Consider the following 12616-nt stretch of genomic DNA (forward strand, 5'->3'; position numbering starts at 1 on the left):
GTTGGGCCTGAGGCGCTCTGCCAGGATCGGCATTCAATTCGAGCGGGAACAACGGAGAGCGCCATGGGCAACCGCTTCCAGATGTCGGACCACTTCACGGACGGCGCGCAGTACATCGGAGGGCGGCTTCGTCCCGGCACCTCCGGCGAGGATCACAGCGTCGTCGATCCGGCGACCGGCGAGAGCGTGTACACGTACCGCCTCGCCTCGACGGACGACGTGGACGACGCCGTCGCCAGTGCCCGCGAGGCCCTGCCCGGCTGGGCCGGTGCCACGCCCGGCGAACGGTCCGACGCGCTGCACCGGCTCGCCGGCGTACTGGCGAGCCGGGCCGAGGACTTCGCCCGCGCCGAGTCGCTCCAGTGCGGCAAACCGATCAGGCTGACCACCGAGTTCGACGTCCCCGGCACCGTGGACAACACGGCCTTCTTCGCGGGCGCCGCACGGCACCTCCAGGGCCAGTCCGCCGGCGAGTACTCCGGCGACCACACCTCCTACGTGCGGCGCGAGCCGATCGGCGTGGTCGGCTCGATCGCGCCCTGGAACTACCCGCTGCAGATGGCCGCGTGGAAGATCCTCCCGGCCATCGCGGCCGGCAACACCATCGTCCTGAAGCCGGCCGAACTGACCCCGCTGACCTCGCTGATGTTCGCCCGGGCGGTGACCGACGCCGGGATCCCGGACGGTGTCGTCAACATCGTGACCGGCGCCGGGCGGGTCGCGGGCGAGCATCTGGTCGGCCACCCGGACGTCGCCATGACCTCGTTCACCGGCTCCACCGCCGTCGGCAAGCGGGTCGCCGAGATCGGCACCCGTACCGTCAAGCGGCTCCACCTCGAACTCGGCGGCAAGGCCCCGTTCGTGGTCTTCGACGACGCCGACCTGGAGGCCGCCGCGCACGGCGCCGTCGCCGCCTCGCTCATCAACAGCGGACAGGACTGCACCGCCGCCACCCGCGCCTACGTCCAGCGGCCGCTGTTCGACGCCTTCGTGGAGCGGGTCGCGGAACTGATGGAGACGGTCCGCCTCGGCGACCCCGCCGACCCCGCCACCGATCTCGGCCCGCTGATCAGCCATGCCCAGCGTGACCGGGTCGCCGGCTTCGTGGACCGCGCCCGCGGCTACGCGACCGTGGTCACCGGTGGAACAACCCCTGGTGGAGAGCTCGAGAAGGGCGCATACTACCGCCCTACCCTGATCACCGGCGCCCCGCAGGACAGCGAGGTCGTGCAGTCGGAGATCTTCGGACCGGTCCTGGTGGCCCTGCCCTTCGACGGCGACGACGAGGGCATCCGGCTCGCCAACGACACCCCGTACGGCCTCGCCGCCTCCGCCTGGAGCCGCGACGTCTACCGGGCGAACAGGGCCACCCGCGAGATCAAGGCCGGCTGCGTCTGGGTCAACGACCACATCCCGATCATCAGTGAGATGCCCCATGGCGGCTCCAAGTCCTCGGGCTTCGGAAAGGACATGTCGGCGTACTCCTTCGAGGAGTACACGCAGGTCAAGCACGTGATGTTCGACAACACCGCGGTGGCGGCCAAGGGCTGGCACCGCACGATCTTCGGGGACCGATAGCAGATCGCCGCCGCCTGGCGGCGACCCATCCCGAAAGGGCACAGCGCATGGAGCAGTACCAGTCCGACAGTCTGTCGGCCGCACAGCTCGCGGCGATACGGCGCACGCTGACCAGCGGTCGCGGCGCCCTCAGCCGTCGCTCGATGCTGCGCGCCGGCGGCGTCGGCGCGCTCACCGTCGGTGGTTTCGCGGCCCTGACCGGCTGCGGCATCCCGCCCGCCAAGCGCGAGGGCCAGGGGCCGGCCAGCACGGACTTCTCGGCCCAGGAGAAGACGGTGAACTTCTCCAACTGGACCGAGTACATGGACACCGGCGAGGACGGCCACTCCCGCCCGTCGCTCGCCGCGTTCGCCAAACGGACCGGCATCAAGGTCAGATACACCGAGGACATCAACGACAACGTCGAGTTCTTCGGCAAGATCAAGCCGCAGCTCGCGGCCGGCCAGGACACCGGCCGCGACATGATCTGTGTCACCGACTGGCTGGCCGCCCGCGTCATCCGCCTCGGCTGGGCGCAGAAGCTCGACGCGTCCAACCTGCCCAACGCGTTCGCGAACCTCTCGGCCCAGTTCCGCACCCCCGACTGGGACCCGGGCCGGTCCTACTCCTACCCCTGGACCGGTATCTCCACCGTCATCGCCTACAACTCCAAGGCGACCGGCGGCCGGAAGGTCGACTCCGTCACCCAGCTGCTCGACGACCCCGCGCTCAAGGGCCGCGTCGGCTTCCTGACCGAGATGCGCGACACCGTCGGCATGACCCTGCTCGACATGGGCAAGGACCCGGCGAACTTCACCGACGCCGACTACGACGCCGCGCTCGGCCGGCTCCAGAAGGCCGTCGACAAGAAGCAGATCCGCCGCTTCACCGGCAACGACTACACCTCCGACCTGGACAAGGGCGACATCGCCGCCTGCGTCGCCTGGGCCGGTGACGTCATCCAGCTCCAGGCCGACAACCCGGACATCAAGTACACGGTCCCGTCGGCGGGCTACATCACCTCCAGCGACAACCTGCTCATCCCCACGCAGGCCCGGCACAAGACCAACGCCGAGAAGCTCATGGACTACTACTACGAGCCGGCCGTCGCCGCGCGGCTGGCCGCGTACATCAACTTCGTGTGCCCCGTCGACGGCGTGAAGGACGAGCTGGCGAAGATCGACCCCGTCCTCGCCAATAATGTCCTGATCGTCCCCGACAAGGAGATGGCCCGGAAGTCCCACTCGTTCCGTTCGCTCAGCACGGCCGAGGAAACGGCGTACGAGGAGAAGTTCGCCAAGCTCATCGGTGCCTGACCGGCGTCCGCCCTCCCCTGTCCTTACGCACACCCCCGGGACCCACCCCATGACTGACAAGAACTCCGGCGGCGATGTCCGTCTCACCGGCATCAGCAAGACCTACGGCTCCTTCACCGCCGTCCACCCGCTCGACCTGACCGTCCCGCAGGGCTCGTTCTTCGCCCTGCTCGGCGCGTCCGGCTGCGGCAAGACGACCACGCTGCGCATGATCGCCGGCCTGGAGGACCCGACCACGGGCACCATCTCGCTCGGCGACCGCGACGTCACCGACCTCCCCCCGTACAAGCGGCCGGTGAACACCGTCTTCCAGTCCTACGCGCTCTTCCCGCACATGGACATCCAGGAGAACATCGCGTTCGGCCTGCGCCGCCGCGGTGTCAAGTCGGTGAAGAAACAGGTCGACGAGATGCTGGAACTCGTCCAGCTCGGCGACAAGGCCCGGCACAAGCCGCACCAGCTCTCCGGTGGCCAGCAGCAGCGCGTCGCCGTCGCCCGCGCGCTCATCAACCACCCCCAGGTGCTGCTCCTCGACGAGCCGCTCGGCGCGCTCGACCTCAAGCTGCGCCGCCAGATGCAGCTGGAGCTCAAGCGCATCCAGACCGAGGTCGGCATCACCTTCGTGCACGTCACCCACGACCAGGAGGAGGCCATGACCATGGCCGACCAGGTCGCGGTCATGAACGGCGGCCGAGTCGAGCAGCTCGGCGCCCCCGCCGACCTGTACGAGAACCCGAGGACCACCTTCGTCGCCAACTTCCTCGGCACCTCCAACCTCATCGAGGCCGAGGTCGCCGAGACCGGCTCCGCCATCGTCGTCACCGCCGGCGGCGGCAAGCTGAAGGTCCCCGGCGACCGCTGTACCACCGCCGTCCGCGCCGGCGGGAAACTGCTGGTGGGCGTACGGCCCGAGAAGATATCCCTGGCGCACGCCGACGACGCGGGCACCATCGCCGACGGCCGCAACCGGGTCACCGGACGGATCGTGGACTCCTCCTTCATCGGTGTCTCCACCCAGTACGTGGTGGACTCCCCGGCCGGCGCGGGCCTGCAGGTGTACGAGCAGAACATCGAGCGCGACAGCCGTCTCGTGCCCGGCGCCGAGGTCGTCCTGCACTGGAACCCGGCGCACACCTTCGGTCTCGACGCCGATCAGGACATCGACGCGGGCGTGGAGACGGTGGAGGACGCCTCGTGAGTTCTTCCACCCTCGTCCAAGAGGAGCGGACGGCACCGGAGCAGGCTCCGGTGCTTCGCAAGCCCTCCACCCGCAAGCGGCTCGTCCCGTACTGGCTGCTGCTGCCCGGCATCATCTGGCTGGTCGTCTTCTTCGCGCTGCCGATGGTCTACCAGGCCTCGACCTCGGTCCAGACCGGCTCCCTGGAGAAGGGCTTCGAGGTCACCTGGCACTTCCAGACCTACTGGGAGGCCTTTCGGGAGTACTGGCCGCAGTTCCTGAGCTCGCTGCTGTACGCGGGCACCGCGACCCTGCTGTGCCTGCTGCTCGGCTACCCGCTGGCGTACATGATCGCCTTCAAGGCCGGCCGCTGGCGCAACCTCGTCCTCGTCCTCGTCATCGCCCCGTTCTTCACCAGCTTCCTCATCCGGACGCTGGCCTGGAAGACGATCCTCGCCGACAGCGGCGCGGTCGTCGGCGTCCTCGACGCGCTGCACGTCCTCGACGTCACCAGCTGGCTCGGCTGGACCGAGGGGCACCGGGTGCTCGCCACCCCGATGGCCGTGGTCTGCGGTCTCACGTACAACTTCCTGCCGTTCATGATCCTGCCGCTCTACACCTCCCTTGAGCGCATCGACGGCCGGCTCCACGAAGCCGCCCAGGACCTGTACGCCTCGCCCGTGACCACCTTCCGCACGGTGACGTTCCCGCTGTCCATGCCGGGCGTCGTCTCCGGCACGCTGCTCACCTTCATCCCGGCGAGCGGCGACTACGTCAACGCCGAACTCCTCGGCTCCACCGACACCAAGATGGTCGGCAACGTGATCCAGTCGCAGTTCCTGCGTGTCCTGGACTACCCGACGGCCGCCGCCCTGTCGTTCATCCTCATGGCGATCGTGCTGCTCATGGTCACCGTCTACATCCGCCGAGCGGGAACGGAGGACCTGGTCTGATGCCGACGATGCGTTGGATTCGACGGAACCTTGTCGTCATCGCGGGCCTGCTCACGCTCGCGTACATGATCCTGCCGAACATCGTGGTCATGGTGTTCTCGTTCAACAAGCCGAACGGGCGCTTCAACTACGCGTGGCAGAAGTTCTCCCTGGACGCCTGGAAGGACCCCTGTGGCGTCGCCGACATGTGCGGCTCGCTGTCGCTGTCCCTCCAGATCGCCGCCTGGGCCACCCTCGGCGCGACCATCCTCGGCACGATGATCTCGTTCGCGCTGGTCCGCTACCGCTTCCGGGCGCGTGGCGCGATCAACTCGCTGATCTTCCTGCCGATGGCGATGCCCGAGGTCGTCATGGCCGCCTCGCTGCTCACCCTGTTCCTCAACATGGGTGCCCAGCTCGGCTTCTGGACGATTCTCATCGCCCACATCATGTTCTGTCTGTCGTTCGTCGTGACGGCGGTCAAGGCGCGGGTGATGTCCATGGACCCGCGTCTGGAAGAGGCCGCGGGCGATCTCTACGCGGGACCGGTGCAGACCTTCCTGCGGGTCACGCTGCCGATCGCGGCCCCCGGCATCGCGGCCGGCGCGCTGCTCGCCTTCGCCCTGTCGTTCGACGACTTCATCATCACCAACTTCAACGCGGGCTCCACCGTGACCTTCCCCATGTTCGTCTGGGGCTCGGCACAGCGCGGAACCCCCGTTCAGATCAACGTCATCGGTACGGCGATGTTCGTCATCGCGGTGCTGGTGGTCGTGGCCGGTCAGATCATCACGAACCGGCGCAAGAAAACAGCAACCGCCTGACCGGTCGGCCGCCGCCGACCGTCCGAACCGGGCGGCGGGCGGCGGCCGGCAGCCGGTCAGGCCACGAAGGAGTTGGAAACCATGGCCCCCGTCGCCATGCGTCTCGCTGCACAATCTCTCTCCGACGCCCAGCCCGTCCCCTTCTGGCTGGAAGACCCCGGCAAGCCCGCGGCCCTGCCCGCCCTCACCGGCACCGAGCGCTGTGATCTGCTCGTCGTCGGCGGCGGCTACAGCGGCCTGTGGACCGCGCTGCGCGCCAAGGAGCGCGACCCTTCCCGGGATGTCGTACTCATCGAAGGGCGCGAGGTGGGCTGGGCCGCCTCGGGCCGCAACGGCGGCTTCTGCGCCGCCTCCCTCACCCACGGCCTGGGCAACGGCCTGGCCCGCTGGCCGCACGAGCTCGCGGAACTGGAGCGGCTCGGCACCGAGAACCTCGACGCGATCGAGGCGACCGTCGCCCGCTACGGCATGGACTGCGACTTCGAGCGCACCGGCGAGATCGACATCGCCACCGAGCCCTACCAGCTCGACGAGCTGCACGAGATGCACGAGGAGGCCGAGCGGCTCGGTCTCGCCGACGGCCTGGAGCTGATGGACCGCGACGCGCTGCGCGCCGAAGTCGACTCGCCGACCTTCCAGGGCGGCCTGTGGGACCGGCGCGGGGTCGCGATGCTGCACCCGGCGAAGCTGGTCTGGGGCCTCAAGCGGGCCTGCCTCGATCTGGGCGTACGGATCTTCGAGAACACCCCGGGGCTCGACCTCGTCCCGGCGGGCGGCGGCACTGGCAGCGGTGGTGGCGCCGGGGGCGGGATGGCCGTCCGCACCCCGTACGGGCGGGTCGCCGCCCGGCGGGTCGCGCTCGGCACCAACGTCTTCCCGTCGCTGGTCAAGCGGATGCGGCCGTTCACCGTCCCGGTCTACGACTACGCGCTGACGACCGAGCCGCTGAGCGCCGAGCAGCTGGCCTCGATCGGCGGCTGGCGCCGCCGGCAGGGCCTCGGCGACAGCGCCAACCAGTTCCACTACTTCCGGATCACCGCCGACAACCGCATCCTGTGGGGCGGTTACGACGCGATCTACCCCTTCGGCGGCAAGGTCTCCGCCGAGATGGACCACCGCCCCGAGACGTATCTGAAGCTGGCCGGACACTTCTTCACCTGCTTCCCGCAGCTGGAGGGCCTGCGCTTCAGCCACGCCTGGGGCGGCGCGATCGACACCTGCTCGCGCTTCTCTGCCTTCTTCGGCACGGCGCACCACGGCAAGGTCGCGTACGCGGCCGGCTACACCGGCCTCGGCGTCGGCGCCTCCCGCTTCGGCGCGGACGTGATGCTCGATCTGCTGGCGGGGGAGTCGACCGAGCGCACCCGGCTCGACATGGTCCGCTCCAAGCCGCTGCCCTTCCCGCCGGAGCCGATCGCGTGGGCGGGTATCGGGCTGACCAAGTGGTCGCTGGCCCGGGCCGACGAGAACGGCGGCCGGCGGAACCTGTGGCTGAAGACCCTGGACCGGATGGGCCTGGGCTTCGACAGCTGAGCCACTTCTTCGGCTGAGCCACTTCTTCTTGTGAGGTGTGATGCAAGTCACATCTCATGGATGCTGAACCCGCGTCATAGGCGGGGGGTGGCTTCCTCTCTCCGTGTGGGCCCCGCACCAGGCGGGCCCACACGGAGAGGAGAACACCGGATGACTGCCATGGAGGTCCGGAGCGCGGTGGAGTGGCTGGTGTCGGCCGCGCCCGACCCCGACGCCTGCCGTTTCGAATGGGAGCGCAACCCGCACGGGGTCGCCCTGCTGCCCGCCGGACGCCAGTGGGACGTCCTGATCCTGCCCGCCGTGCTCGGGCACCCCACCCTGGAGATCCTGACCCGGCTCGCCGGACGGCCGGGACCGGTCCTCGCCGACTTCGGCGACGCCCGGACGGGCTTCTTCGTCCCCCCGGGCACCGCCGACCACTGGCTGGGCACGGGCGTGCGCTGCGCGGGCGCCGGGACCTGGATCGTCGTCCCCTACCCGGGGCGGATGGCGGGCGGGGTGCGCTGGGTGATCCCCCCGGACGCCGCGGGCACGCTCAACGACGCCATGCTGCTGGAACTCGCGATGCACGAGGCGGCGGTGCTGCGGCGGGGGAGTGCCGGGGCGGCGGGAGAAGGGGCGGGAGGAGGTGGGGGCGGGGAGTGAGGGGCCGGCCCTGACCGCGGGCCGGGTGCGCTGACTCCCGTATCGCGCATCCCGCACCTCGTTCCCGTGTCTCGTATCCCGGGCCCGTGCGTCCGTACCCCCGTACCCCGCGCCTCGTGTGCCCGTACCTCTGTATCCCGTACCCCTGTGCTCCCTGTATCCCCGTGTGCCCCGCTTCTCGCTTCCAAGGTGTTCAGAGGTCTTGACCACCTGATTGGTCTGGACCATGCTGTGGCGCGCTCCACCACCTCGAATCCCCCATCCCCGGAGGCAGTCGTGGATCGCAGCAGACCCCTCACCCTCGCCCTGGCGGGCCTCCTCGCCGCCGGCGGACTCGTGGCGCTCACCCCCGTGGCCCACGCCGCCGACACCGAACTCGCCCGCAACGGCGGCTTCGAGTCCGGTCTGGACGGCTGGAGCTGTACGGCGGGCAGCGGAGCCGCCGTCACCTCCCCCACGCACAGCGGCACCCAGGCCCTCCAGGCGACCCCGGCCGGCAGCGACAACGCCCGCTGTTCCCAGACCGTCGCGGTGCGCCCCGGCGCCACGTACACCCTCAGCGGCTGGGTACGCGGCGGCTACGTTTACCTCGGCGCCTCCGGCACCGGCACGACCGATGTTTCCACCTGGACCCCGTCCGCGCCCGACTGGCAGCGGCTCGCCACCACCTTCACCACCGGGGCCACGACCACCTCGGTGACGATCTACACCCACGGCTGGTACGGCACCGGCGCCTACCAGGCCGACGACCTGTCCCTGATCGGCCCCGGCGGCGACCCCGCCGCGCCGCCCGCGGCCCCCACCGGTCTCACCGCCGGCTCCGCGACCGCCACCACGATCACGCTCGGCTGGCCAGCCGTCCCCGGCGCCACCTCGTACCGGATCCAGCAGGGCGCCACCGCCGTCGCGACCGTCACCGGCACCTCGTACACCGCCACCGGCCTCACCCCCGGCACCGCCTACACCTTCCGGGTCACGGCCCTCAACAGCGCGGGCGAATCCGCTCCCTCCGCCCCGGTGACCGCCACCACCACCTCGTCGGGCGGCGGCACCCCCGGCGGCGGGCTCCCCGCCCACGCCCTCGTCGGCTACCTCCACGCGAGCTTCGCCAACGGCTCCGGCTACACCCGTATGGCCGACGTCCCCGACTCCTGGGACGTCATCGACCTGGCCTTCGGCGAACCCACCTCGGTGACCTCCGGCGACATCCGCTTCAGCCTGTGCCCGGTCGCCGAGTGCCCGAACGTCGAATCACCCGCCGAGTTCAAGGCCGCCGTCAAGGCCAAGCAGGCGGCCGGCAAGAAGGTCCTCATCTCCATCGGCGGGCAGAACGGACAGGTCCAGCTGACCACGGCCGCCGCCCGCGACACCTTCGTCTCCTCCGTGTCGAAGATCATCGACGAGTACGGTCTCGACGGCCTCGACATCGACTTCGAGGGCCACTCGCTGTCGCTCCAGACCGGCGACACCGACTTCCGCAGCCCCACGACCGCGGTCGTCGTCAACCTGATCCAGGCCGTGAAGACCCTCAAGGCCCGGTACGGCCCCGGCTTCATCCTCACCATGGCCCCGGAGACCTTCTTCGTACAGCTCGGCTACCAGTACTACGGATCCGGCCCCTGGGGCGGCCAGGACCCGCGCGCCGGCGCCTACCTCCCGGTCGTCCACGCGCTGCGCGACGACCTCACCCTGCTGCACGTCCAGGACTACAACTCGGGCTCCATCATGGGCCTCGACAACCAGTACCACTCCATGGGCGGCGCGGACTTCCACATCGCCATGACCGACATGCTGCTCACCGGCTTCCCGGTGGCCGGCAACGCCGACCGCTTCTTCCCGCCCCTGCGCCCCGACCAGGTCGCCATCGGCCTGCCCGCCTCCACCCAGGCGGGCAACGGCCACACCGCCCCGGCCGAGGTGACGAAGGCCCTCGACTGCCTCACGAAGAAGACCGGCTGCGGTTCCTACCAGACCCACGGCGCCTGGCCGGCGCTGCGCGGCCTGATGACCTGGTCGATCAACTGGGACCGCTACAACCAGTGGGCGTTCAGGGACAACTTCGCCGCGTATCGGTGGAGCTGACGGCCTGAGGGGGCCGGGCCGGCGGGTCGGGACGGGGGCGGGTCGGGGCGGTGGGTTCCCGGCCCTGTCACCCGGCTGCCGTTACCCGGCCCCCGTTACCCGGCCCCCGCCATCCGCCGCCCGGCCGCGGGCCCGGTGTGACGGGCGGCCAGGACCGGCCAGCGCAGCAGCGGGAGGCAGAGGGCCACGGAGGCCAGGACGTCCAGCGGCCAGTGGTAGCCGCGCAGGACCAGGCCCGCGGCCGTGACCGAGGTCAGCAGGATCGCCAGGGGTAGCAGGCGGCGTGAGACCAGGAGGGCCGCGCTCGTGTAGGCGACCATCGCCGTGGCCGTGTGGCCCGACGGGAAGTAGCCGTGGGCCCAGGGCTCCAGCGGGCCCGGGCGGGCCGTCCAGTCCTTCAGCGGGACGACCAGGAGCGGTACGGCCGCCATGGCCAGACCCGCGTACAGGGCGGCGGCGCGGCGCCCGCGCCAGACCGCGTACGCCATCGCGCACACCAGTACCGGCAGCGCGACCACCGGATTGCCGAGGTCCGACGCGGCTTCGGACAGCCCGCGCGGGACGGTGTCCACGAGGACGCCGGACAGCCGCTCGTCGAGCCGGAGGAGGGGGCCGCGGACCAGGACCTGCCAGGTGGCGGCGGCGAGGACGACCAGCGCCCAGAAGACAGCCGACCGCCCCGGAACAGGGGGGGTGGTTCCGGGGCGGTCGACCTGACCGGGCTGCCGCGCGCCCCGGGGGGTGTGGGGCGAGCGGGCATCCGATCGGTGAGGAGTTCCGGAGCCCAGGGCTCCAGCGGTGTGCGCGAAGGCACGGTGTGGGCGGGGCTGGGGAGGCTCCGCCCGGGGTGTTTCTCTCATCTGCGGAAACCGTACGGCACGAAAAGGGGGACCGACAGCCGGAATCTCATTCCGCCATCGGCCCCCCACAGCTTCTTCACACGGCCTTTCGGACGGCCTTTCGGACGACCTTTCGGCGGTCCTTCGTGCGGTCCTTCGGACGGCCGGTTCAGGCGCGCCGTCAGATCCGGGCGAGGGCGCCCTCGATGATGTCCAGACCCTCGTTGAGCAGGTCCTCGCCGATGACCAGCGGCGGCAGGAAGCGCAGCACGTTGCCGTAGGTGCCACAGGTCAGGACGAGCAGACCCTCGGCGTGGCAGGCCTTGGCCAGCGCGGCGGCCTCGGCGGCGGCCGGCTCCTTGGTCGCCGGGTCCTTGACCAGCTCGATGGCGATCATCGCGCCGCGGCCGCGGATGTCACCGATGAGCGGGAACTTCTCCTGCATCGCGGTCAGGCGGCCCTTCATGACCTCCTCGATGCGCTTGGCCTTGCCGTTGAGGTCGAGCTCCTTCATGGTCTCGATGGCGCCCAGCGCACCGGCGCAGGCGACCGGGTTGCCGCCGTACGTGCCGCCCAGGCCACCGCCGTGCACGGAGTCCATGATCTCGGCGCGGCCGGTCACGGCGGCGAGCGGCAGACCGCCCGCGATGCCCTTGGCGGTGGTGATGAGGTCCGGGACGATGCCCTCGTCCTCACAGGCGAACCACTGGCCGGTCCGGCAGAAGCCGGCCTGGATCTCGTCCGCGACGAAGACGATGCCGTTGTCGTTGGCGAACTTCACGATCGCCGGGAGGAAGCCCTTGGCCGGCTCGATGAAGCCACCCTCGCCGAGGACCGGCTCGATGATGATCGCGGCGACGTTGTCGGCGCCGATCTGCTTGGTGATCTGGTCGATGGCCTGGGCGGCGGCCTCGGGGCCGGCGTTCTCAGGCCCGGTCGGCCAGCGGTAGCCGTAGGCCACCGGCACGCGGTAGACCTCGGGCGCGAACGGGCCGAAGCCCTGCTTGTACGGCATGTTCTTCGCCGTCAGCGCCATGGTGAGGTTGGTGCGGCCGTGGTAGCCGTGGTCGAAGACGACGACGGCCTGGCGCTTGGTGTACGAACGGGCGATCTTGACCGCGTTCTCGACGGCCTCGGCACCCGAGTTGAACAGCGCCGACTTCTTGGCGTGGTCACCCGGCGTCAGCTCGGCCAGCGCCTCGCAGACCGCGACGTAGCTCTCGTACGGCGTCACCATGAAGCAGGTGTGCGTGAAGTCCTGGAGCTGCGCGGAGGCGCGGCGCACGACGGCCTCGGCGGAGGCGCCGACGGAGGTCACGGCGATACCGGAACCGAAGTCGATCAGGCGGTTTCCGTCGACGTCCTCGATGATGCCGCCACCGGCCCGCGCGGTGAACACCGGCAGCGTGGAGCCCACGCCACCGGCGACCGTGTCGAGGCGGCGGGCCTGAAGCTCCTGCGACTTCGGGCCGGGGATGGCGGTGACGACGCGCCGCTCCTGCGGGACAGCGTTCATGCGGGGCTCCTGGGGGTGTTCTGGACGCACTTGCGGGTTTCCTCCGCAGGCTAGGCGCGGGGGAGGGGGCGGGGCATGCGCCGATCGGGAGTGGTGGCGGGGGGTTCCTTGTCCGTGGTGGACATGACGGGGTCGGGTGGCGGGCAGGGGAGCGGGGTCCGGGGCCGGCCCGGGAATCGGTACGGGATCGGCCGT

Annotated in this window: 10 protein-coding genes; 8 read left to right on the plus strand and 2 right to left on the minus strand. The window is 70.4% G+C overall.

From position 1 onward, the window contains the following. Window positions 1-63: 63 nt before the first annotated feature. From ACGFRB_RS10510 to ACGFRB_RS10545, 8 genes are all read left to right on the plus strand, one after another. On the plus strand, window positions 64-1578 hold the full coding sequence (locus ACGFRB_RS10510) for a gamma-aminobutyraldehyde dehydrogenase (protein ID WP_393241482.1): 1515 nt from the start codon (window positions 64-66) through the stop codon (window positions 1576-1578). A 47-nt stretch (window positions 1579-1625) separates the two neighbouring features. After that, window positions 1626-2873, plus strand: coding sequence for a PotD/PotF family extracellular solute-binding protein (locus tag ACGFRB_RS10515; protein WP_393241485.1), 1248 nt, complete (start codon window positions 1626-1628; stop codon window positions 2871-2873). Window positions 2874-2922: 49 nt separating this feature from the next. Further along, window positions 2923-4071, plus strand: coding sequence for an ABC transporter ATP-binding protein (locus ACGFRB_RS10520; protein ID WP_393241488.1), 1149 nt, complete (start codon window positions 2923-2925; stop codon window positions 4069-4071). After that, window positions 4068-5003 (plus strand): ABC transporter permease, encoded by a 936-nt coding sequence (locus ACGFRB_RS10525; RefSeq protein ID WP_393241491.1) that lies wholly within the window; start codon window positions 4068-4070, stop codon window positions 5001-5003. The genes ACGFRB_RS10520 and ACGFRB_RS10525 overlap by 4 nt, the downstream gene beginning before the upstream one ends. Beyond that, entirely contained in the window at window positions 5003-5806 is an 804-nt protein-coding gene (locus ACGFRB_RS10530; RefSeq protein WP_363000825.1) for an ABC transporter permease, read from the plus strand. The genes ACGFRB_RS10525 and ACGFRB_RS10530 overlap by 1 nt, the downstream gene beginning before the upstream one ends. Window positions 5807-5887: 81 nt before the next feature. Further along, window positions 5888-7339, plus strand: coding sequence for an NAD(P)/FAD-dependent oxidoreductase (locus ACGFRB_RS10535; protein WP_393241495.1), 1452 nt, complete (start codon window positions 5888-5890; stop codon window positions 7337-7339). A gap of 150 nt (window positions 7340-7489) precedes the next feature. Continuing rightward, a complete protein-coding gene (locus ACGFRB_RS10540) occupies window positions 7490-7984 on the plus strand; it encodes a hypothetical protein (protein WP_393241498.1) in 495 nt (164 codons plus the stop codon). Window positions 7985-8260: 276 nt separating this feature from the next. Beyond that, window positions 8261-10066, plus strand: a complete 1806-nt coding sequence (locus tag ACGFRB_RS10545; RefSeq protein WP_393241501.1) for a chitinase — start codon at window positions 8261-8263, stop codon at window positions 10064-10066. A 95-nt stretch (window positions 10067-10161) separates the two neighbouring features. Here ACGFRB_RS10545 and ACGFRB_RS10550 read toward each other — a convergent pair whose 3' ends face one another. Further along, window positions 10162-10926 (minus strand): phosphatase PAP2 family protein, encoded by a 765-nt coding sequence (locus ACGFRB_RS10550; RefSeq protein WP_393241504.1) that lies wholly within the window; start codon window positions 10924-10926, stop codon window positions 10162-10164. A gap of 160 nt (window positions 10927-11086) precedes the next feature. Beyond that, window positions 11087-12421 (minus strand): 4-aminobutyrate--2-oxoglutarate transaminase, encoded by a 1335-nt coding sequence (gene gabT, locus ACGFRB_RS10555; protein WP_361224573.1) that lies wholly within the window; start codon window positions 12419-12421, stop codon window positions 11087-11089. Window positions 12422-12616: the final 195 nt, after the last annotated feature.

The sequence above is a fragment of the Streptomyces sp. NPDC048718 genome, assembly GCF_043198875.1.
Classification (GTDB): Bacteria; Actinomycetota; Actinomycetes; order Streptomycetales; family Streptomycetaceae; genus Streptomyces.